Source organism: Hyphomonas sp. (assembly GCF_041398385.1).
GTDB lineage: Bacteria > Pseudomonadota > Alphaproteobacteria > Caulobacterales > Hyphomonadaceae > Hyphomonas.
This window is the reverse complement of record NZ_JAWKUW010000001.1, coordinates 304,516-325,162: the sequence shown is the minus strand read 5'-3', so window position 1 is coordinate 325,162 and position 20,647 is coordinate 304,516. Positions and strand designations below refer to the sequence as shown.

The 20,647-nt window shown below is 63.3% G+C and carries 18 protein-coding genes; 9 read left to right on the top strand and 9 right to left on the bottom strand.

Features of this window, described 5'->3' with window-relative positions:
- Window positions 1-177 precede the first annotated feature (177 nt).
- The 3 genes from metK to ahcY are packed head-to-tail and all read right to left on the bottom strand — an operon-like array spanning window position 178 to window position 3,651.
- The gene (metK, locus tag R3C13_RS01570) at window positions 178-1,359 is read right to left on the bottom strand and encodes a methionine adenosyltransferase (protein ID WP_371309035.1); all 1,182 of its coding nucleotides are present in this window, start codon (window positions 1,357-1,359) and stop codon (window positions 178-180) included.
- Window positions 1,360-1,380: 21 nt separating this feature from the next.
- Window positions 1,381-2,238 carry a formyltetrahydrofolate deformylase gene (locus R3C13_RS01565; RefSeq protein WP_371309034.1) on the bottom strand — a complete coding sequence of 286 codons (858 nt, stop codon included), beginning with the start codon at window positions 2,236-2,238 and terminating at the stop codon, window positions 1,381-1,383.
- 18 nt (window positions 2,239-2,256) lie between these two features.
- Window positions 2,257-3,651 carry an adenosylhomocysteinase gene (ahcY, locus tag R3C13_RS01560; protein WP_371309033.1) on the bottom strand — a complete coding sequence of 465 codons (1,395 nt, stop codon included), beginning with the start codon at window positions 3,649-3,651 and terminating at the stop codon, window positions 2,257-2,259.
- 360 nt (window positions 3,652-4,011) lie between these two features.
- On the opposite strand from ahcY, the gene R3C13_RS01555 reads away from it, so the two are divergent.
- The gene (locus R3C13_RS01555) at window positions 4,012-4,596 is read left to right on the top strand and encodes a pyridoxamine 5'-phosphate oxidase family protein (RefSeq protein WP_371309032.1); all 585 of its coding nucleotides are present in this window, start codon (window positions 4,012-4,014) and stop codon (window positions 4,594-4,596) included.
- 11 nt (window positions 4,597-4,607) lie between these two features.
- On the opposite strand, the gene R3C13_RS01550 is transcribed toward R3C13_RS01555, so the two are convergent.
- Window positions 4,608-5,768, bottom strand: a complete 1,161-nt coding sequence (locus R3C13_RS01550; RefSeq protein ID WP_371309031.1) for a DegT/DnrJ/EryC1/StrS family aminotransferase — start codon at window positions 5,766-5,768, stop codon at window positions 4,608-4,610.
- Window positions 5,769-5,936: 168 nt separating this feature from the next.
- Here R3C13_RS01550 and rfbC point away from each other — a divergent pair, with 168 nt between their 5' ends.
- Together rfbC and R3C13_RS01540 are read left to right on the top strand one after the other, a co-directional pair.
- On the top strand, window positions 5,937-6,494 hold the full coding sequence (gene rfbC, locus R3C13_RS01545; RefSeq protein ID WP_371309030.1) for a dTDP-4-dehydrorhamnose 3,5-epimerase: 558 nt from the start codon (window positions 5,937-5,939) through the stop codon (window positions 6,492-6,494).
- A 117-nt stretch (window positions 6,495-6,611) separates the two neighbouring features.
- The gene (locus tag R3C13_RS01540) at window positions 6,612-7,871 is read left to right on the top strand and encodes a DUF2793 domain-containing protein (RefSeq protein WP_371309029.1); all 1,260 of its coding nucleotides are present in this window, start codon (window positions 6,612-6,614) and stop codon (window positions 7,869-7,871) included.
- Here R3C13_RS01540 and R3C13_RS01535 read toward each other — a convergent pair.
- Complete coding sequence (locus tag R3C13_RS01535) at window positions 7,846-8,982, bottom strand: acyltransferase family protein (protein ID WP_371309028.1); 1,137 nt, start codon at window positions 8,980-8,982, stop codon at window positions 7,846-7,848. The two genes, R3C13_RS01540 and R3C13_RS01535, sit on opposite strands and share 26 nt — an antisense overlap.
- Window positions 8,983-9,175: 193 nt before the next feature.
- Here R3C13_RS01535 and R3C13_RS01530 point away from each other — a divergent pair, with 193 nt between their 5' ends.
- The gene (locus tag R3C13_RS01530; protein WP_371309027.1) at window positions 9,176-10,024 is read left to right on the top strand and encodes a class I SAM-dependent methyltransferase; all 849 of its coding nucleotides are present in this window, start codon (window positions 9,176-9,178) and stop codon (window positions 10,022-10,024) included.
- Between the two features lie 4 nt (window positions 10,025-10,028).
- On the opposite strand, the gene R3C13_RS01525 is transcribed toward R3C13_RS01530, so the two are convergent.
- The 3 genes from R3C13_RS01525 to R3C13_RS01515 are packed head-to-tail and all read right to left on the bottom strand — an operon-like array spanning window position 10,029 to window position 13,111.
- Window positions 10,029-11,390, bottom strand: a complete 1,362-nt coding sequence (locus tag R3C13_RS01525; RefSeq protein WP_371309026.1) for a sulfatase — start codon at window positions 11,388-11,390, stop codon at window positions 10,029-10,031.
- A complete protein-coding gene (locus R3C13_RS01520) occupies window positions 11,387-12,172 on the bottom strand; it encodes a sulfotransferase (protein WP_371309025.1) in 786 nt (261 codons plus the stop codon). Before R3C13_RS01520 ends, R3C13_RS01525 begins: the two co-directional genes overlap by 4 nt.
- Window positions 12,173-12,202: 30 nt before the next feature.
- On the bottom strand, window positions 12,203-13,111 hold the full coding sequence (locus R3C13_RS01515; RefSeq protein ID WP_371309024.1) for a phytanoyl-CoA dioxygenase family protein: 909 nt from the start codon (window positions 13,109-13,111) through the stop codon (window positions 12,203-12,205).
- A 275-nt stretch (window positions 13,112-13,386) separates the two neighbouring features.
- Here R3C13_RS01515 and R3C13_RS01510 point away from each other — a divergent pair, with 275 nt between their 5' ends.
- The 5 genes from R3C13_RS01510 to R3C13_RS01490 all read left to right on the top strand — a co-directional run bounded on the left by R3C13_RS01510 (window position 13,387) and on the right by R3C13_RS01490 (window position 19,478).
- The gene (locus R3C13_RS01510) at window positions 13,387-14,424 is read left to right on the top strand and encodes a dehydrogenase (RefSeq protein ID WP_371309023.1); all 1,038 of its coding nucleotides are present in this window, start codon (window positions 13,387-13,389) and stop codon (window positions 14,422-14,424) included.
- A gap of 79 nt (window positions 14,425-14,503) precedes the next feature.
- Complete coding sequence (locus tag R3C13_RS01505) at window positions 14,504-15,238, top strand: methyltransferase domain-containing protein (protein WP_371309022.1); 735 nt, start codon at window positions 14,504-14,506, stop codon at window positions 15,236-15,238.
- A gap of 16 nt (window positions 15,239-15,254) precedes the next feature.
- Window positions 15,255-16,433: an AGE family epimerase/isomerase gene (locus tag R3C13_RS01500; RefSeq protein WP_371309021.1), complete on the top strand. Its 1,179-nt coding sequence runs from the start codon at window positions 15,255-15,257 to the stop codon at window positions 16,431-16,433.
- On the top strand, window positions 16,430-17,665 hold the full coding sequence (locus R3C13_RS01495) for an HAD-IIIA family hydrolase (protein ID WP_371309020.1): 1,236 nt from the start codon (window positions 16,430-16,432) through the stop codon (window positions 17,663-17,665). The genes R3C13_RS01500 and R3C13_RS01495 overlap by 4 nt, the downstream gene beginning before the upstream one ends.
- Window positions 17,637-19,478 carry a hypothetical protein gene (locus R3C13_RS01490; RefSeq protein ID WP_371309019.1) on the top strand — a complete coding sequence of 614 codons (1,842 nt, stop codon included), beginning with the start codon at window positions 17,637-17,639 and terminating at the stop codon, window positions 19,476-19,478. The genes R3C13_RS01495 and R3C13_RS01490 overlap by 29 nt, the downstream gene beginning before the upstream one ends.
- Here R3C13_RS01490 and R3C13_RS01485 read toward each other — a convergent pair.
- A complete protein-coding gene (locus R3C13_RS01485; protein ID WP_371309018.1) occupies window positions 19,468-20,646 on the bottom strand; it encodes a glycosyltransferase family 4 protein in 1,179 nt (392 codons plus the stop codon). The genes R3C13_RS01490 and R3C13_RS01485 overlap by 11 nt on opposite strands.
- Window position 20,647 lies beyond the last annotated feature (1 nt).

The following is a 20,647-nucleotide window of genomic DNA, read 5'->3' as shown; positions in this document are numbered from 1 at the left end:
TGTCCGGCCGGCTGCCCCCGGCGCTTCCACGAGGTTAGTTTATCCAGCGTTCCGTTAAAAGCGCAAACGAAGAAATGTAGTTGACGGAACGCAGCCGAAATTCATTCGCGACATGGCGCGAAACAGGGGCATTGTGTTGGCGTCGCTGCGGCCCGGAGAGGGCCGGGGCTTCCCGTCCTAGTTGACCAGTCGCGCAAGTTCGCTGGCGAGATCGGTCTTTTCCCAGCTGAACGTGCCGTCCGCGCCGGGGGGGCGGCCGAAGTGGCCGTAGGCGGCGCTGGGGCCGTAGATGGGGCGGCGGAGGTCCAGCTTGCTGCGGATCGTGGACGGTTTCAGGTCGAACAGCTCGCGGATGGCGGCGGCGATGCGGGATTCGTCGGCGTTGCCGGTGTCATGCGTGTCGACATAGATCGACAGCGGTTCTGCGACGCCGATGGCATAGCTGACCTGGATCGTGCAGCGTTCGGCAAGTCCGGCAGCGACGATGTTCTTGGCAAGATAGCGCGTCGCATAGGCGGCCGAGCGGTCGACCTTCGACGGATCCTTGCCGGAGAAGGCGCCGCCGCCATGCGGGGCGGCACCGCCATAGGTGTCGACGATGATCTTGCGGCCGGTCAGGCCCGCGTCGCCGTCAGGCCCGCCGATATAGAAGCTGCCGGTCGGGTTCACATAGAACCGGTTTTCCGGTGGGAACCAGCCCTCGGGCAGGACTTCCGCGACCACTGGACGGATGATCTCGCGCAGTTCGTCCTGGCTGACATCGCGCCCGTGCTGGTGCGAGACGACCACAGCGTTCACGCCCACCGGCTTCGAGCCTTCATAGCGCAGCGTCACCTGGCTCTTGGCGTCGGGCTCAAGCTGCGGGCACTTGCCGGAATGGCGCAGGGCCGCCAGCTTTTCCAGGATCTGGTGTGAATACAGCAGGGTCGCCGGCATCAGCTCGGGCGTCTCATTGGTCGCGTAGCCGAACATGATGCCCTGGTCGCCGGCGCCTTCTTCCTTGAACAGGCCCTGGCCTTCCTCAACGCCCTGGGCGATCTCGGCCGACTGGCCGTGGACATGGTTCTCAACGACCATGCGTTCCCAGTGGAAGCCATCCTGCTCGTAGCCGATCTTCCTGACCACATCGCGGGCGGCCTGGTTCATTTCTTCCGGGGTCACGACGGCGCCGTTATTGGTGCGCACTTCGCCGGCGAGCACGACGCGGTTGGTCGTGGTCAGGGTTTCGACCGCCACTTTCGCGGTCGGATCCTTCGACAGGAAGAGGTCGACGATGGCATCGGAAATCTGGTCTGCGACCTTGTCCGGATGGCCTTCCGAGACGCTTTCTGACGTGAATTCGTGGCTGGCGAGTTTCATGTGAAATTCCTCCTGGGAAACTTAGCGGGCGAAGACGACGGTCCTGCCGGAATGGGAGAAGATCCGGTGTTCGGCGTGAGCCTTCACCGCGCGCAGGAGGGCGGTGCCCTCCAGATGACGGCCCGTTTCGATCATGTCGGCGGGCTTAAATGTGTGGTCGATGGCCTCGGTCACCTGCGTGATGATCGGGCCTTCATCGAGGTCGGCGGTGACATAGTGGGCGGTCGCCCCGATGACCTTGACGCCGCGGGCATGCGCCTGGTGATAGGGCTGGGCGCCCTTGAAGCTCGGCAGGAAGGAATGGTGGATGTTGATGCAGCGCCCTTCCAGCCTGCGGCAGGCGTCATTGCTGAGCACCTGCATGTACCGGGCGAGCACGATCAGTTCCGCCCCGGTTTCCTCAATGATTTCAAACAGGCGCGCTTCGGCCTGGTCTTTTGTGCCGGCCGTCACGGGCACATGGAACCAGGGCAGGCCGAAATGCGCGAACTGGTCTTTCAGCGTGTCATGGTTCGACACGATGCCAACCACATCGATCGGCAATTCCTTGCGCCGGGCGCCGTAAAGCAGCGTGTTGGCGCAATGATCCGATTTGGAGACGAGCAGAAGCGTCTTCACGCGCTGCGCGGCAGCCGAAATGTCCCATTCGGCGTGGAGGTCTTCGGCGGCCTGCTCGACATCTCCCAGAAGGGCCGCGGGCACATGGTCGCCATCGGGCCCGTGGAAGACGAGGCGGGCAAAGAACTGCCCCGACAACTCGTCCCCGAACGTCCGAGACGAGTCGATGAAGCAGTCATGGCGCTCCATGAGCCGGGCGAGGGTCGCAACGATGCCGACCCGGTCCGGGCATGAAAGGGTAAGGATGTGTCCTTGCGCCACGACGAGTCTTGCCTGCCTCTAGTACCGGTAATGTTCAGGCTTGAAGGGGCCGATCGTGTTGACGCCGATATAGTCCGCCTGCTCGCGCGAGAGTTCCGTCAGCTGCACGCCGAGCTTGGCGAGGTGCAGCGTTGCGACCTTCTCGTCGAGGTGCTTGGGCAGGGTGTAGACCTTGTTTTCGTACTCGTGGCCCTTGGTCCAGAGTTCGATCTGCGCGAGCGTCTGGTTGGTGAAGGAGGCCGACATCACGAAGGAGGGGTGGCCCGTGGCGTTGCCCAGGTTCACGAGACGGCCTTCGGACAGCAGGATGATCCGCTTACCATCCGGGAAGGTGATCATGTCGACCTGTGGCTTGATATTGGTCCATTCGAAATTGCGCAGGCCCTCGACCTGAATTTCATTGTCGAAGTGGCCGATATTGCAGACGATCGCCATGTCTTTCATGGCGCGCATATGGTCGACCGTGATGATGTCGCGGTTCCCCGTGGCGGTGACGAAGATGTCGAATTTCGGGGCGGCCTCGTCCATGGTCAGGACTTCATAACCGTCCATCGCGGCCTGCAGGGCGCAGATCGGGTCGACTTCGGAAACTGCAACGCGGGCACCAGATCCCGAGAGGGAAGCGGCCGAGCCCTTGCCGACATCGCCATAGCCGGCGACGAAGGCGCGCTTGCCGGCCATCATCACGTCCGTGCCGCGGCGGATGGCGTCCACGAGGCTCTCTTTACAGCCATACTTGTTGTCGAATTTCGACTTGGTGACGCTGTCATTGACGTTGATCGCCGGGAAGGGCAGCTCGCCGCGCTTTTCCATCTGGTAGAGGCGGTTGACGCCTGTGGTGGTCTCTTCCGAGACGCCCCTGATGCCGGCCTTGGTTTTCGCAAACCAGCCGGGAGAGGCTTCCATACGCTTCTTGATCTGGGCGTAGAGCGCTGTTTCTTCTTCGGATTTCGGATTGGCGAGGATGGACGGGTCCGCCTCTGCCTTTTCGCCGAGGACGAGGTAGAGGGTCGCATCGCCGCCATCGTCGAGGATCAGGTTCGGGGCGGTGCCGTCGTGCCAGTGGAACAGGCGGTCGGTGAAGTCCCAGTACTCGACAAGGTTCATGCCCTTGAACGCCCAGACGGGGGTGCCGTTGTCGGCAATGGCTGCGGCGGCATGGTCCTGCGTGCTGTAGATATTACAGGAAACCCATTGCACGTCCGCGCCGAGCGCTTCGAGCGTCTGGATCAGCACGGCGGTCTGAATCGTCATGTGAAGGGAGCCCGCGATCTTCGCGCCCTTGAGGGGCTGCGTCGGACCGAACTCTTCCCGGGCGGCCATCAGGCCAGGCATTTCCGTCTCGGCGATCGCGATTTCCTTACGTCCGAAATCGGCAAGCGAGATGTCCCTGACGTAGAAGTCCTTAGCCATATCAACATTCCTTTATGTGTTTGTAGGCGCGCTAGCACGACCCATGCCAGATGGCAACGTACAAGGTGTTAAGCTGCCCCGCCGAAGCGGACAAAAAGGCGATTTGGGGCGGGGATAAACGCCGGGCGAAGGCTCCGGAGAATCCTACGCAGAGGCTCCGGCAAGGCTCCGGCCACGCGCTTTGTGGGAAAATCCGGGCCGGAATTCCCGGTTATCCCCATCCGCCCGGCCATACATGGCGCGCTTCTCAGGTCACGGGGCCAGGGCGGGGGGCATCACGAACTCGTTGGTCGTCATCGCCGGCCGGCTGGGTTATCCAGAAACGAGATTTTCCACGAGGTTTTCCAGGGGAGCGCAGCGATGAGTTTTTATCACGAAGGTCATCGCTCGGTTCAGGCCCGGTTTTCGTCGTCGGCGCTCGCGGACCGGCTGGAAAGCGTCACGCATCGCACCGCGCTGACCGACAGCGACCGGGACTTCATCGGGCAGTCGAGCTTCTTTTTCCTGGCCACAGCGGACGCGGAAGGGCGCCCGGATTGTTCGTACAAGGGCGGCGCGCCGGGATTTGTGCGGGCCGTCTCCTCGAACCTGATCGTGTTTCCCGATTATGACGGGAACGGCATGTTCCGGAGTCTTGGCAACATCGAGGTCAATCCGGCGGTGGGGCTCTTGTTCATTGCCATGACCGGGTCACCGCGGCGCCTTCGCGTGAATGGTCACGCAACGGTGGTGTTCGATGACCCCCTGATGCAAGACCTGCCGGGCGCGCAGGCGCTGGTCCGGATCGTGCCGGAACACATCTTTCCCAACTGCCCGCGCTATGTTCACGACGCCGCCACGTCTGAACTGTCGCGCTACACGCCGAGTGCCGGACAGGATCCGCTGGAACCGGGCTGGAAAACGTCCGACCAGTTCACGGATGTCGTGCCGCCCCGAAAGGCATGAGGCGGCCCTGATCAGCCGTTGAAGGCGCAGACGGCGTCGATGACGCGGTCCTGGTCGGCTTCCGAAAGATACGGGTGCATGGGCAGGGCGAGGACGTGGCGGCTGGCGTCCTCGGTCACCGGCAGGGTGCCGGCAGGCGGCGTGTAAGCGGCGGCGAAGTCCTGCATGTGGATCGGCACCGGGTAATAGACCATGGACGGGATGCCCTGGGCCGAGAGGTGGGCCTGCAGGCCGTCGCGGTTGTCATGCTCGATGACATATTGCGCCCAGACGCTCTGGCCGCCCGCGATGACATGCGGCACGCGGCGGACATGGTCTTTCAGGCCGGCATTGTAGCGCCGCGCGATCCGCTCGCGGGCGACGATCTCGTCGGCGAAGATCTTGAGCTTTTCGAGCAGGACAGCGGCCTGGATCGTGTCGAGGCGGGAGTTCATGCCGACGCGGAGCGAAAGGTATTTCGGGTCATGGTGGAAGTTGCGTTCGGCCGCGTCGGTGGGCGTGACCTTGCCATAGACGCGCAGCGACTCGATGCGCTCAGCGAGCCAGGAATCGTTGGTGACGATGGCCCCGCCATCGCCATAGCAGCCCAGCGGCTTGGCCGGGAAGAAGCTGGTCGTGGCCACGTCGGCCCAGTCGGACGGGTGCTTGCCATTCAGCGTGCAGCCATAGCCCTGCGCCGTGTCGGCGATGAGCTTCAGGCCTTCGCGCTCGCAGATCGCCTTGATGGCGGGATAGTCTGCCGGCTGGCCGAAGAGATCGACCGCGATGACGACTTTCGGCTTGAGCCTGCCTTCGGCGTTCACACGGGCGATGGCGGCCTCAAGGCTGGCCGCATCCATGTTGTAGGTGTCGGGCAGGATGTCGACCCAGACCGGCGTTGCGCCGAGCCAGGGCACGACCTGCGCTGTCGCGACGAAGGTGAAGGAGGGGCAGAAGACGGCGTCGCCGGGCTTCAGTTCCCAGGCCATGAGGGCGAGGGCGAGGGCGTCCGTGCCATTGGCGCAGCTGACCGAATGCTTCGCCTCGCACCAGGCGGCGAGCTGCTTTTCCAGCTCCACGACTTCCGGGCCGAGCACATAGCGGCCGCTCTCGACCACGCTGAGGATGGCGGCGTTGACCTGCGACTCGATGCGCTTGCGCTGGGCCTGAAGGTCGATGAAGGGGAGGGACATGGGAAGCTGCTCGATGCGATTCTGGTTGTGTGGCGTGCACCTACGCTGGCCGCTGGCCGGGCCGCAAGTCACGGCTGGTTACACCGTATTTCTGATATCGCATCTGGCCTGCCCCCGCAGCCCTGTGTAACAGGCACACGGAACCGGATACCCGAAGGAGGCCTTCACATGTCGCTGACCGTCGTGGCGCTTGCCATTCCCGATGTCAAACTGGTCACGCCACAGCGCTTTGGTGACGCCCGGGGATTCTTCAGCGAAACCTGGCAGCGGGACCGGTTCCGCGACGCCGGGCTGGATTTCGACTTCATGCAGGACAATCATTCCCTGTCCCGCACGAAGGGGACAGTGCGCGGCCTGCACTATCAGAGCCCGCCCTTTGCGCAGACCAAGCTGGTGCGCGTACTGCGCGGGGCTATCGTCGACGTGGCCGTCGACGTGCGGCGTGGCTCGCCGACCTACGGGAAGTGGGTGAAGGCCGAACTGAGCGCGGAGAACGGCGTGCAGATCCTGGTGCCGCGCGGGTTCCTGCACGGCTTTGCCACGCTCGAGCCCGATACAGAGATCGCTTACAAGGTCGACAATCCCTATTCCCGCGAATGCGACGGGGCGGTGCGCTGGAACGATCCGTCGCTGGCCATCGACTGGGGCATTCCGGAAGCCGAGGCGGTCCTCTCCGACAAGGACGCCGTGGCGCCGCTGTTCGCGGATTTCGAGACGCCGTTCTGAGGATAGCCAGCGCGCTGTCCCCGGGGGTGCGCCCGCAAATACTGCACATCCATGCCCACCAATCCGGCATGTCCGGCGCCGGTGCACACTCCCCGTTGCATAGACCCGGAGACACGCATGGATTTTTCACCGAGACTTGGCCTGCCTTACCTGCTGCCGAACCAGGCGCAGAAACATGTGACCATGAACGAGGCGCTGCGGCGGCTGGACATCACGGTGCAGGCTTCTGCATTGTCAGCTGCCCTGGTGTCGCCGCCGGCGGACCCCGAAGAGGGCGATTGCTATCTCATCGCGGACGGCACGCCGGCAGGCGACTGGGCGGGGCAGGCTGTGGGCGACCTGGCCGCCTGGCAGGACGGGGCCTGGCTGTTCATCACCCCACAGCCCGGCTGGACCTGCCTCGTCCGGGATACGGATGCCTTCCTCTACTTCGGCATCGGCGGATGGACGCCAGCCGCGCCGGCTGCCCAGCCGGAGATGCTGGGCATCAATGCCGCGCCCGACACGACCAACCGCCTGACGGTGAAGGCGGACGCCGAATTGCTCTCCCATGACGACGTGACGCCGGGCAGCGGCGACGCACGCAAGGTGATCAACAAGGCGACGGCTGGCGATACGGCGTCTGTCGTGTTCCAGACGGGTTTCTCCGGCAGGGCGGAGATTGGCCTTGCGGGTGACGACGACATGCACGTCAAGGTGAGCACCGACGGGACCAGCTGGCGCGAGGCGCTTGTCGTGGAGAGCGCGAGCGGATTTGCCGGTTTCGGCACAGGCGCACCGAGCGCCCCGATCACGATTGATACACGTGCCTTTGAGACCCTGGGAGCTGGCAGTGCGGGCCTGCTGGTCATCGGGGCGAGCGGTGCGGAACGGGCGGAGTTCCGGTCCATCGGGGCCTTGCCGAATGCGGCGTTCCAGGGCTTCGGCGCGCGGGGCACGCCGGACGCTCCGGTCGCGACGCAAGACAATGACCGCCTGTTTGCAATTCTCGGGTCCGGGCATGATGGCAGCGGCCTGATCGTTCCGCTGGCCGCGCAGATCGACATGCGTGCGGATGGTGACTGGACGACCGCCAATCATGGCGCTTTCCTCACCTTCACGACCACTGCGGCTGGGACGACGGTTGCCGCGCGGCAGGAACGGATGCGCATTCTGTCGGACGGCCGGGTCGGCATTGCCACCCCGGCGCCGACCTGTACCCTGCATGTCGACGGACCGGTCCGGTGCGGCGGCTACACGGTGGTGGGCCTGCCGGATGCCGCCGCCGCCGGGGCGGGCGCGATGATATTTGTCAGCGACGAGACGGGCGGCCCCGTCCCCGCCTTTTCGGACGGCGCTGACTGGCGGCGGGTCACGGACCGCTCTGTTGTGTCGTGAGCGGAGCCGGCGCACTGAACAGCCGGCTGATAATGTACTTGCCGGCCCGCATGCCTGGACGCTCGACCAGGTTATGGAGCAGGACCGCGAGAGCGCTGGCAATCAGCACGATCCAGAAGAAGCCGACCTGCGGGATGGTCGTCACATGGTCCCGGATAAGGAAAATGATTGGCATGTGGATCAGGTAGATGCCGAAACTGTATTTGCCGGCGCTGACGAGCAGGGGCGTGGAAAGCAGCGATTTGAGCCAGCTGGCCGGGCGCTCCAGCGTCAGGAACATGACCAGCACGACCAGCACCATCGCGTACTTCCGCCAGGCGAGGAACACATCGAAGGTGAGGCTTTCCATATCGTCCGGATTGTAGGTCCACGCATTTCCGGGAAACAGCGTCTGCCACCAGAGCGGGTTCTGGATCAGGAAGGCAGCGGCGGCAGCAAGGCCGATGAGATTCCACGCCATGCGGGGAATCCGGTCGAGATCCTCCGCGAACCCGATCTGGATAGCTGCCCAGACCGATCCGAAGACGAAATAGGGCGCGTATTCATGGACGCCCCAGGTCGCGATGGGGGAGGTCTGGTCAAACAGCCAGACATAGGTGAGCCAGGCGAGGCTGGCAGCACCGGCCGCAACAAGGCCCAGCTTCTTCCGACGCCCCGGCATCCGCAGGATTAGTCCCATGCCGAACATGAGCGGAATGAGGAGGAAGTAGAAGCTCATCTCCACCGGCATCGTCCAGAGGGCGCTGCGTCCTTCCAGGAACAAGACATGGCGCAACAGCGAGGCGGGATCGTGCGGGCCTGCATCGCCGAAATAGAAGTGCGTGAACAGGAAATCGAGGACGAGGACCGTGTAGTAGAGCGGCACGATGCGCAACACGCGGCGCACGACATAGCCGCCCCATTTGTGCGCCGTGCCGGATGCGTGGTCGCTGTAGATCGACTTGGAAATCAGGTAGGCGCTGAGGAAGAAGAAAAGGAACAGCCCGAACTGTGCGAACCGGCCGAGCGAGATGTATTCGTGAATGTAGAAACCGAAATAGCGTGAGTGCGGGATGAGAACCAGGAGGCAGGCTACGCCGCGCAGGCCGTCGAATTGAGGTGACTTGTCCATGCCTGCCCTTGCCTGCCGTTCACGCCGTTGGCCACATAGGTGGGCCTTTGCGCGCTTCGTCAAGGCGGGCCGGGCAAGCCAGTTACAAAACGCACATGTTCGCGAGCATTTGGGCGGACAGAGCTTGCGAGTCCGGAGATTGGTCGCTTAGGTTGCCGCCGGCCGACCCGATGGCGGCAGCATAGGAGACGATGTGCGCCTTTATTCCGATTCACGTTCGCTGCTGACATTCCTGTCCCAGCTAAATCCCTACCGGGCAGAGCTCGAAGCGCGCCTCAGGATCACGCCGCAGATTCCGATCTTTTGCGCCTATTGCAATGCGATCTACCCGTCGTCGGTGCGTCAGGAAGAGTCGTCCTGGGTGGATCTGAGAAACGAATTCCTGTGCGAATCGTGCGCGATGACGTCGCGCGAACGCCTCCTGTTTGAGGCCATCACGATGTTTGGCGGCCCGCAGGATGATACCCGTGCATTCATCATCCACGAACGGGTAACGCCGTTCTTTGCCAAGCTTCAGGCACGCTTTCCCGAAGTTCAGGGCGTGGAATATGGCGGCCCGGGCCTGAAGCCCGGAGCCCAATTCCCATTTGGCGGCATGTCCGTGCAGCATGAAGACATGCAGGCCCTGAGCTTTGGCGACAACAGCATCGACCTTTTGGCCCATTCCGACGTTCTTGAGCATGTTCCGGACCCGTGGAAGGCCATGCGCGAAGTGTATCGCGTGCTGAAGCCCGGCGGAAAATGCGTGTTCGCGTGCCCGATCTATTCCATGCAGGACCACATCCAGCGCGCCTATCTGGATGAAGCCGGAGAGCTCGTGTTCACGCGGGGGCCAGCCTATCATGGCGACCCGTTGCGCGAAGGCGGCGTGCCGGTTTTCTACCAGTTCGGCTTTGTCCTGATGGATGAATTGCGGGAGATCGGGTTCAAGGCTTCTTTCGCTGTGAGCCATTCCCTCCTGGATGGCTATGTCAGCAACAATAATCCGTATCCTGACGGTCACATGTGGCCGTTCGCGGTCGTCTGCGAAAAGCCGGCCTGACCGGTCAGACCAGTCCCGTGAGAAGCGTACGCAGGGCCTGCAGGTCTGCCGCGTGGGCGGGGCTGGCGGCGAGGTTGGTCCATTCCAGCGGGTCGGCGGCCTGATCGTAGAGTTCTTCGGTGGCGTCCGCGTAGCGGGTGTAACGCCAGGAACCGTGACGCAGTGAATGGTTGCCTTCCTGCCATGTTGTCAGCACCGGCCGGGGGGCGGTTGCTTCGCCATCCATCAGGGGACGGAGGGAAATGCCGTCGGCCCCGGGAATGCCCGGCGCGCCGGCAAGGTCGCAAAGTGTCGGAAAGAGATCCAGAAGGCTGACAGGCGCTTCGACCCGGCCGGGGGCATCGCCGGCCGGGCGGGACAGGATCAGCGGCACGCGCGTCGCCTCTTCCCACAGGACGAATTTGCGCCAGTGCAGCTTTTCCCCGAGGTGGAAGCCATTGTCGCCCCAGAGCGCGATGATCGTGTCGCGCCCGGCCGGCGACGCATCGAGCCCGTCAAGCAGGCGCCCGATTTCGGCATCGCAATAGGAGATCGCTGCCAGATAGCCCTGAACCGCCTCGCGCCACTGGCCGGCAGCCAGCACGGCGGCATGGTCGTCCGGCGTGCGCGCCCACATGCGAGCCATCGGCGGCACGTCGTCGAGGTCATGCTCGTTGACGACCGGCAGCACCACGCTGTCCAGAGGATAGAGGTCGAAGAAACGCTTCGGCGCGTACCAGGGCAGGTGCGGCTTGTAGAGGCCGACGGCGCAGAAGAAGGGCTGGCCCGCGGGCGGGGCGGCGAGGAAGTCCAGCGCCGCATTCACGGAGAGGCGGTCCGGCATGTCTGCCTCGCGCCCATCCGGCAGGACGCCCCAGTCGAAATGGTGGTTCCATGGATCGACCGTGTCGAACCGGTCGAAGTCGAACATGCGGTTGAGCGGGCGGCCCGGCGGCATCGGCTCCGGCGTATTGTGGACGAAGCGGTCCCACAGGCTGTCATGGGCGTGCATGTCGATCCACGGAGCATCGGTGCGGCCGGCACCGGCTTGCCGGTAGTCGAAATAGCCGTGAAACACCTTGCCCGCCCCGAACAGGTGGTAGCCGGCAGATCTCAGCTGCTCGAAATAGGTGGGCGCGCGCCCCGCCTGTCCGAAGAAGGGTTCGTTCTGGTAGATGCCACTGGTCGACGGACGCAGGCCGGTGAACACCGACATGCGGCTGGCATTGCAGTAGGGGGCCGGGCAATAGGCGCGTTCGAAAACGACGCTTCGGGCGGCGAGCCGGTCGATGTTCGGCGTCTGAACCTGGGGATGGCGCCCGAGCGGGCCGATCCAGGCATTCAGGTCGTCGGCAACAATGAAGAGGATATTGGGCCGGACGCTCATGCCGTCAGGGATACCGCCTCGTTGAGCGTGGGCCAATCTTCCAGAGGGAGATTTGTCATCCGGGCAAACCGGCGCGTGTCTTCCAGGAACAGGCCGCGCAGGTAGGCAATGTCATCGCCGGTCGGCGCCGGCCAGCCCGTCGCACCGACATGTTCGCGGCGGGGCGCCACCGGGCCGAACGGCGAGATGCCCAGGAAGGCCGTGATACGCTGCAGGACCTCCTGCGGCTGGCGGTCCAGCATGCCGGACGTGAGGAGCAGGACCTGCGACTGCGGAAATGCTGACAGGACATGATCGAGCTGGCGGGCATAGTAGCCGCGCTCGACATAGGTGAAGACCCGATGAGGATCATCGAGCGGGGCGGCTTGATCGAGCCGCCGGCGGCCTTCACGGATCGCTTCGGAGAAAGAAAGTGTCTCCCCGCCCCGCTGGCGTTCCATGCGCCAGTGTGACCAGGCGCGCTCGATCGGATCGCGGTGGATCAGGATGATCCTGGCATCCGGATTGTAGCGGTGGATGCGGGCGAGGGCGTTTGGCCAGAACGCGTAGATCGGCGTGACGTCGAACGCCATGCAGGTCTTGTCCTGGCCGGGCCGCTGCACGAAATGGGCGTGATAGGATGAATAGTCGCCGGACTGCCAGTCGTGCAGCTCGTTGTCGAAAAAGTGCAGTTCCTTGGCAATGCCCGGCACGAGCAGCTGGTGTTCGGACAAGTACGAAAACAGGGCCGTTGTCCCGGCCTTCTGGACACCGGCAACGAATACTTCAACGCGGTCAATCATGGCATGCCTGGCACCGGCGCGGCGCTCGGTCTACATGAACGCGACGCCGCCGGCGGCGGCAACCTTGCGGCCGTTGAATTCCGTGAATCCATAGCGCGCAGGGGGCTCTTCGCGGCCAGCGTTTCGGAAGAAAGAAGCATGCTGGTGGACCTGCTTGTTAACCGGGGCGCAATGGCAGACGATCGACCAGCGGCTGCGCATCGGATCGGATGCGGGCGATCCGCCATGCGGCAGCTGCGGGTGCCAGATGGCCACGTCGCCACGGCGCATGGAGGCTTTGCGCAATTCCCCGTTACGGGGCGACTCATCGATGATCCGGCCATTGTACAGATCAAGCGCGAGGTCGAATGCCTGCTGCTCCGAAAGGTCCGGGCGGTTCTGTTGTACATCCCGCCAGATCCGGGCGACATCGACGGGGAAGCGGTGAGCGCCTTCATAATAGAACAGTGGCCCGGCCTCCGGGGAGATGTCTTCCAGCGCGGTCCATACGCCGGCGAAGTAGCCATCCGGCCACGTGGCGAAGTGCGGCGTGTCGCGGTGAACCGGCTGCTGGGTTCCATATTTGAACGTCAGCGACGTGTACACCCCGGCTTCGGAGCCGAACACGAAATCCAGGATGTCCATGATGCGCTGGGAATTGCCGATTCGCATCGCGGCTTCAGAGTAGAGGTGGAAATTCACCAGGCGCTTCTCACGCCCGAGCGTGTCCAGGTTCTCGTCCACATAGGCGCGGTTTTCAGCACAGTAGCGATGGTAATCTTCGATCACCTGCTGGCACATGGCCGGATCCTGCGCGCCGGGAATAACTGAAAAACCGTTTGTGATCAGGTCCCTTGTTGTGGACTTGACCTCGTCAGAAACGGATGCCGCATCCACCCGGTCCATGGCATCGGGGGCATCGATCCAGAGCGGGCGGGACAGGCTGGTCGCGTTGGTCATGTTTGAGCACTCTAGTTGCGTGCCGCCAGAATACTTCAATCTTCGGGAATGGCGAGGGAAAATGCTGCGGCGAATGGGCCCGCCGGCCCCGGTCTTCCGGCGTGGGCAAGCCGCCGCCGGTGCCTCTGCAGAAACGTACCGCTTGTCGGGTTGATTCAGCTCTCACATCAAGATAGCAAAACGCCGTTGAAGGCGGATCGCGGCCGGCCCCCGGTTGGTCCTGAATTCTTGTGCGATTTGAAATTCTTGTGCGATCTGAAGGAAACCGGTTGGCCATGCGTCATTCCCTTGTACGGGCACGAGCGCCTCTGAGACTTGGATTCGGCGGTGGCGGAACAGACGTTTCGCCTTATTGCGACGAGTTTGGCGGGTACGTCCTGAACGCCACCATAAATATGTTCGCAAATGTGACAATCTCCCGAAGGACGGACGATCAGGTCCGGCTGGTCCTCGCAGAAAGCGAAACTGTCTGGCAGGGACCTGCGGTCCCGCAGCTGAACACGGATGGGCCGCACAAATTGCTGGCGGGCGTCTACAACCGGTTCGTGCGCGACTACAATGGCGGCGAGCCCATTTCGCTGACAATTGTAACGTATGCGGACAGTCCGCCTGGCGCCGGGCTAGGGTCCTCGTCGGGGCTGGTGGTGGCGCTCACGGAAGCGATGCGCTACCTCTTGAACGTGCCGCTCAGCCGGTATGAGATTGCGCGCTTGGCCTATGAGATCGAACGGATCGACCTCGGCCTGGCGGGCGGACGCCAGGACCAGTATGCCGCCGCGTTCGGCGGGGTGAACTTCATGGAGTTCTATGGCGGGGAACGGACGCTGATGAACCCGTTGCGGCTGGAAAGCCCGGTCCAGCACGAGCTGGAATCGTCCCTGGTGCTGTATTTTACCGGCGTCTCGCGCGAGTCGGCGCATATTATCGAACAGCAGTCCGACAATATGCGGAAGCACAACAAAGTCTCGATTGATGCCCTGCATGCCCTGAAAGCAGGCGCGACGGAGATGAAGGAAGCGCTCCTGCTGGGCCAGTTTGACCGGTTCGCCGATGTGCTGAATCAAAGCTGGGAAGAGAAAAAGCGCACGGCGGGTGGCATTTCGACGGGGGACATCGACAAGGTCTATTCGGCGGCACGCAAAGCTGGCGCCAAGGGCGGGAAAGTTTCCGGCGCGGGCGGCGGCGGCTTCATGATGTTCCTGTGCGATCCGGCGCGGCGCGAGGAGCTGATGCGCTGTCTGAGGATATTTGGCGGCCTGGCAACCACCAGCCAGCTGACATTTCAGGGAGTAGAGGCTTGGCGCCTCAGATAGAATTCAACGATCCGGCGCGACATGCCGCCGCTGGCTTGGCGGAACTGGCCAGGCCCGACAGAACAGGAATACCCGGTCCATGAGAGAGTGCAGCAAGTCCATCGTCCGCCGTCTGGCCAATTCCAATTTCGTGCGGCGCTACTTCGTCGGCGAAGGCGTTGATATTGGCGGCAGGCCCGATCCACTGTCTCTGTACACGAACTTTTTTCCGCTGATGAAGTCTGTGCGGATCTGGGACCTCGAAGATGGCGATGCGCAGTTCATGGAAGGCGTCGCGGACGACACTTTCGATTTCGTGCATTCAAGTCACTGTCTGGAGCACCTTCACGACCCGGCGCAGGGGCTTGCCAACTGGCTGCGGGTGGTCAAACCGGGCGGCTACGTGATCGTCACAATTCCCGACGAGGACATGTACGAGCAGGGGGAGTTTCCATCCACATTCAACCGCGACCATAAGTGGACCTTCACCGTGTTCAAGGAAAAATCGTGGAGCGAAAAATCCATCAGCCTGCTGACCCTGCTGGGCGGGCTCGGGCCGGCGGCGGATGTAGAGAAGCTGGAAGTGCTGACGTCCACCTTCCGTCATGACCTGCCGCGCTATGATCAGACAATGACGCCCATCGGCGAGTGCGCCATCGAGTTCGTGATCCGCAAACGGACGGCAGCGGAAATTGCCGCCGGCGGCCGCCTCCCGGGGAATACGCAACCCTCCGCTCAGGACCGGCTGTACCTGAACCAGTACCGGCACGACCAGGCGTCGATGAAATCTTCCAATTCCTCCCGCGCGCCGTTCACAGACGATTCGCGGCTCTGACACCATGGCCGGCGCGATGGGCAGGACCGCTGAAACTGTTCCCGGTGAGGCCGTCAGCCGGGCGCGTCGCTGGGCTTTCGATGTCGCCCTGCCATTCTGGCATGAGCGCGGGCTTGACAGGGTTTTGGGCGGCCCGGTCGAGGCGCTGACGCCCGCCGGCGAAAACGCCCACTCCCCTTTCAAGCGTACACGCGTTGTGGCGCGCCAGCTCTACGCCTTCAGCCATGCCGCAGAGCTTGGCTGGGCACCGGGTGCAGGTGCGGCTGACCATGTCTGGGCATTCTTCCGTGACCGGGTCTGGCAGGGGCCGGATGCCGGATGGCCGCGGTGCGTCGATCCGGCCGGCGACCGCGTGCTCGATGCCGTGCCGGACCTTTACGACTATGCCTTCGCGCTCTTCGCCCTCGGCTGGCGCTACCGGCTGAGCGGGGAGGCGGAAGCCCTGAAGATGGCGCACCAGACGCTCGACCTGGTGGAGGCGCGGTTCCGGCATCCGCTGGGCGGATTCCTGCACGAGGTGCCTGCGCCGCTGCCGCGTCAGCAGAACCCGCACATGCATCTCACCGAGGCGGCCATCGTGCTGGCCGAGGCCAGCGGCGAGGACAGGTTCCACGCGCTCGCGAGCGAACTGGTGGACCTGTTCCGGACACGGATCGTCCGGATGCCGTCCGGGATCCTGCCCGAGTTCTTTGGAGACGACTGGAGCGTGGCGCCGGGCGACGCCGGGCAGACGGTCGAACCGGGACACCAGTTCGAATGGGCGTGGATTCTGGCCCGGCACCAGGCCATGACGTCCACGGACAATTCGGACCTGATCGAAGCGCTGGTCGTATTTGCCGAGCAGCACGGATTCGATCCGGTCTCGCACAGGGTCTATGCGAGCGTGGGGCCGGACGGCACGCCGCGCGACAAGGGCACGCGGACATGGCCTAGCACCGAGCGCATCAAGGGATGGATCGCGCTGAATGAGGTGACGGGAAGGCCTGCAGGCGAACAGGTCGCGCAGAGCATCGGCTACCTCATGCGGACCCATCTAGCCGCGTCAGCCGTTCCGGGCACGTGGACGGAGTATTTCGATGCAGCGGGGCAGCCCGTGACGGGAAGTGTGCCCGCGTCGACATTGTACCACCTGCTGCTCGCCTTTGCTGAGGCGATGCGCTGGTCGGCCCAGCCTGATACCGGAGCGCCGGCATGACAGTCCGGCAGGCGGTGTTTCTGGTCGGAGGCAAGGGCACCCGTCTTGGCGACCTGACACGCGCGACTCCCAAGCCCCTGCTGGAAGTTGCGCCGGGGTTGAGGTTTCTCGATGTCGCCATCGAGGAGGTTGCGCGTCATGGGTTCATGGACGTCCTGCTGGTGGCCGGGCATCTCGGCGACCAGGTTGAAGACGCCTATCAGGGGCGTTCGATCCGGGGCGCGCAGGTGCGGGTCATCCGCGAGCCGGAGCCGCAGGGGACAGGCGGCGCCGTGCGCATGGCCGCCGACCTGCTCGACCCCTGGTTCCTGTTGCTGAACGGCGACTCGCTGTTCGAATTCAACCTGCGTGCCCTGGTGCAGGACCCTGCAGATGACTTTGTCGCGCGGCTTGCCTTGCGGACTGTGCCTGATCCCGCGCGGTTCGGCGCAGTCGAGGTCGATGGCGAAGTGGTGGTTGGATTCCGGGAGAAGGATCGGGACCTCAAAGGCCCCGCACTCATCAATGGCGGCGTGTATCTCGTCAACCGTTCCATTCTGGACCTGATCGAGGGACCGTGCTCGATCGAGCAGGATATCTTCCCGAAGCTGGTCAGTGCCGGACAGCTTCGCGGGCGAAAGTTCGACGGGTATTTTCTCGATATCGGTCTGCCGGATACCTACGATCAGGCGAAGGAGGAAATTCCCGCACGCCGCAAGCGACCGTGCGCCTTTCTCGACCGGGATGGCGTCCTGAATGTTGATGCCGGCTATACGCACCGGCCAGAAGACCTGCGGTTTGTGCCCGGCGCGCCGGAAGCGGTCCGCTGCCTGAACGAGACCGGCTATTATGTCATCGTCGTCACGAACCAGGCTGGCGTCGCCAAGGGTCATTTCGAAGAAGCTGCGGTGCACGGATTCCATGCCGCAATGGCGGACGCACTGGCGGCAACCGGCGCGCACATCGATGCCTTCTATCACTGCCCCTTTCATGAGGCGGCGACAGTGGAGGCCTACCGGCAGGCTGACCATCCCGATCGCAAGCCCAATCCGGGCATGATCCTGAGAGCGTTGGCCGAATGGCCGGTGGACTCCGGCCGCAGTTTCCTGATCGGAGACATGGACACCGACATGGCCGCAGCCCGGGCCGCCGGGTTGCCGGGCTTTCTATTTCCCGGCGGAGATCTAAGTGTTTTCCTTGAATCGTTGCCGTACTTGATCAATCGTGGAAAAATCGGCCCGCCGTCTGGCTGATATTACCGGTGGAGATTGGCGTATGAGTACTGATTGGCAGCGGGAATCACAGCCTTCCGATATGGTCGGGGAACCAAACAACTCTGCCGTCGCGTTCACCGGGTCGACTGCAAACCTGGCCATCCTGATGACCGTTGCAGCGTCGGTGTATGGCATATGGAACATCGCCTGGTGGGTGATGGCCACCTATCATCCCATGCCGTGGCTGAACGAGTGGGATATCATCGGGCAGCTATCTTCGGTCTCGCAGGGCGAGATGTCGTACGGCCAGATGCTGACGTCACAGTATGACGAGAGCCGGCTGGTGCTCCTGCGCGCGATATACTGGTTCGACCACTCGTTTCTGGGCGGAACGAATGGCCTGCCGATCCTTGTGAACATCCTCGCCTTCGTGGTGTTGCTGGTGGCGCTGGTCCGTCTGGTCAGGCGCATTTCCATGCCGGTTGGCTGGTCCCTGATCGTTGCCGCCACAATCTGCGCTTTTCTGCTCAGCGGACGGCACTTGTCCCTGTTCCTATGGCCATTCCTGACCCAGAGTACCCTGTCGATGGCGTTTGCCGTGCTTTGCCTGAGTTTCGGGGACATGGCCGTGCGCCGGCAGGGCACGCCCGCCATCGTGCCTTACCTGCTCCTGGCCTGTCTGTGCGCGCTGGCGGCGAGCGCAAGCCAGATCACGGGGCTGATCGTCTGGCCGTTGCTCCTGTTTCAGATCGTGCGCTTTTTCAGGACGCCTGCGCCGGGACCGATGGCATTTGTGTTCTTGCTCGGCAGTGCAGTGTATGCTGCGTACTTCATCGGCTTTTCTAGCGGCCCGGTACCGGGTGCTGTCTGGTCCACGGCGCAGGCGCTGCCGGATTTTGCGATCGTATTCCTGTCCTGCGCCGGAAGCCCTGCAGTATTGTCGGGCACGGTGGCCGTGGTGCCGGCAGGGATCGTGACGAGCCTGCTGGCGCTTGTCCTTCTGAGCGCCCTCCTTATGGGGCGGCGGCACCTGACCGACGGCGAGGTGCCGGTCGCGCTGATCGCGGTCCATGCCCTGCTGGCCTGCATGATAACGGCGCTGTTCCATGCCGGGCAGGGCGCCGGCGTGGCCACGGATGCCGCCTTTGCCTTGCCGGGATTGGTGCTGTGGGCATGCCTGTTCGCCGTTGCGGCATCTGTGACCAGCCGCTGGATCGTCCGTGGACGGATTCCCGGGATCGTGAGGTTCCTGATACTCCTTATGGCCCCCATTCTGGCAGCGGGCTACAACATCGTGAGCTTCGGCAACCTGACGTACGATTACCGTCCCGTGCCGCAGCTGAAGGAGAAGGCGGCGATTGCATATGTCGTTGGCGCGAATGACAGGGATACGCTGGACCCGGTGACCGGGGACTCTTCAAAGGCGCTGGCCCTTAGCCCCTACCTACTGCGCCGTGGCAGTGGGCCGTTTGCAACGGAATCGACTCGCCTTCTGGGTGAAAGACCAGAGCAGATCGGCCAGATCGTATCCGGCGAATGCATTGGCAACTTTGACACCGCCGAGAGCCGATTCGAGGGAGCCGGAGCAGCCTTCCGGGCCTCGGGTTGGGCGTGGGACAGCGCCAGCGGGCAATTGCCGCGCCGGATTTTGCTGACCGGCGCCAGCGGGCGGATCATAGGCGTCGGCCTGCCGGGCGACTTGCGCGAAGATGTGGCAGGCGCGGGCATCGGTGTGACGAGCAACTTCTCCGGCTGGACCGCATGGGCGGCCGGCGGCGAGGCGCCGCTGCAGCTCTATGCAGACATGGAAGGCGGGCGGATCTGCCGGATCTCGGAAGGGATCATGCCCTGATGCGGGCAGGCTCGGAAACTTCTTCGAGACGCGCGAGGTAGCGCAGCCCGATCGCACGGGCGCTGAAGTTGACGCGCATATGCTTGCGGGCCGCATTCGCTTTAAGGCGCACGGCATCGCGATTCAGCCAGACGTCTTCCATCAGCTCCACGGCATGGTCGAGCGACGGTTGGGCCCACACCTGGTTCTTCCAGTGCGGATAGGTGTCCTTCGCGACGTCGACCAGGTCGCAGTCGACGATCCATGACGTGTCCGGCGTCATGAAGTCCATATTGCCGGAATACCCGGTCGCAATGACCGGCCGTGCCAGCGTCATGGCTTCGGCCATGCCCCGGCCAAATCCTTCACTGCGGTGCAGGGACACGAAACAGTCGCAACAGCGGATCAGGTTCTTGATCTCGTTGTCGGACAGTTTGTGCGAGATCGTCTGGATCCTGTCACTGTGCGGCTGGATAAGTTTCTGCAGCCGCTCCTGGTCCGGATGCCCGTTCGCGGCACCCTTGAATTTCAGGATGCAATGCAAGGGCGCATTCGGATGACGCCTGACCAGTTCCAGGAATGCGTCGATCATGGCGAACGGATTTTTCCGCTCCATGTAGGAAGAATAGTCGAAGAAGAACAGGAAGCAGAACGCGTGATCCGGAATTTGGAAATGGCGGCGCCCCTGGAAGCTGTCGACATGCACTTCCACGGCCAGGGGCATGTGGATGACCGGTCGGTCGACCGATTTGGAAATCGCATCACCGATGAAGGCGGAAGGCGCCCAGACTTCGTCAAAGCGCTCCAGCTGACGCGCCCATTCGTCCGGATAGCGTGACAATTCCCATGCCGGATAGACGATGTTATAGGCCGGCCCGAATGCCGGGTCGTTCATATGCGCAACGGCCTGTTCGATCTCGTCGCCGTTCATGTGAAAAATGTTCACGTCGCGGCTGAGCGTCGGACGCAGATGCGCGGCGAATTCGGCCTCATAGCTGGCGTCGTCACGGGCTTCGAGATTGTAGACATCCTTGATGCCGACGGACTTGCCGGCCGCACGGAAGGCGCGGAAGGAAGAGCGCACATGCTCTCCCATGCCGATCGGGGCAAAGGGGTGGCCGACGAGGACCACGTCTTCGGCGCGGACGAGCCGGTCGATGGGTTTCATGGAAGTTGCCGGTTGTGCCATG

Bases quoted from the DNA above. Each gene is read 5' to 3' on its own strand.
- R3C13_RS01535 (WP_371309028.1), bottom strand. From the start codon at position 8,982: ATGGACAAGTCACCTCAATTCGACGGCCTGCGCGGCGTAGCCTGCCTC.
- R3C13_RS01485 (WP_371309018.1), bottom strand. From the start codon at position 20,646: ATGGCACAACCGGCAACTTCCATGAAACCCATCGACCGGCTCGTCCGC.
- R3C13_RS01550 (WP_371309031.1), bottom strand. From the start codon at position 5,768: ATGTCCCTCCCCTTCATCGACCTTCAGGCCCAGCGCAAGCGCATCGAG.
- R3C13_RS01500 (WP_371309021.1), top strand. From the start codon at position 15,255: ATGGGCAGGACCGCTGAAACTGTTCCCGGTGAGGCCGTCAGCCGGGCG.
- R3C13_RS01505 (WP_371309022.1), top strand. From the start codon at position 14,504: ATGAGAGAGTGCAGCAAGTCCATCGTCCGCCGTCTGGCCAATTCCAAT.
- R3C13_RS01495 (WP_371309020.1), top strand. From the start codon at position 16,430: ATGACAGTCCGGCAGGCGGTGTTTCTGGTCGGAGGCAAGGGCACCCGT.
- R3C13_RS01520 (WP_371309025.1), bottom strand. From the start codon at position 12,172: ATGATTGACCGCGTTGAAGTATTCGTTGCCGGTGTCCAGAAGGCCGGG.
- R3C13_RS01510 (WP_371309023.1), top strand. From the start codon at position 13,387: ATGCGTCATTCCCTTGTACGGGCACGAGCGCCTCTGAGACTTGGATTC.
- metK (WP_371309035.1), bottom strand. From the start codon at position 1,359: ATGAAACTCGCCAGCCACGAATTCACGTCAGAAAGCGTCTCGGAAGGC.
- ahcY (WP_371309033.1), bottom strand. From the start codon at position 3,651: ATGGCTAAGGACTTCTACGTCAGGGACATCTCGCTTGCCGATTTCGGA.
- R3C13_RS01515 (WP_371309024.1), bottom strand. From the start codon at position 13,111: ATGACCAACGCGACCAGCCTGTCCCGCCCGCTCTGGATCGATGCCCCC.
- rfbC (WP_371309030.1), top strand. From the start codon at position 5,937: ATGTCGCTGACCGTCGTGGCGCTTGCCATTCCCGATGTCAAACTGGTC.
- R3C13_RS01540 (WP_371309029.1), top strand. From the start codon at position 6,612: ATGGATTTTTCACCGAGACTTGGCCTGCCTTACCTGCTGCCGAACCAG.
- R3C13_RS01555 (WP_371309032.1), top strand. From the start codon at position 4,012: ATGAGTTTTTATCACGAAGGTCATCGCTCGGTTCAGGCCCGGTTTTCG.
- R3C13_RS01525 (WP_371309026.1), bottom strand. From the start codon at position 11,390: ATGAGCGTCCGGCCCAATATCCTCTTCATTGTTGCCGACGACCTGAAT.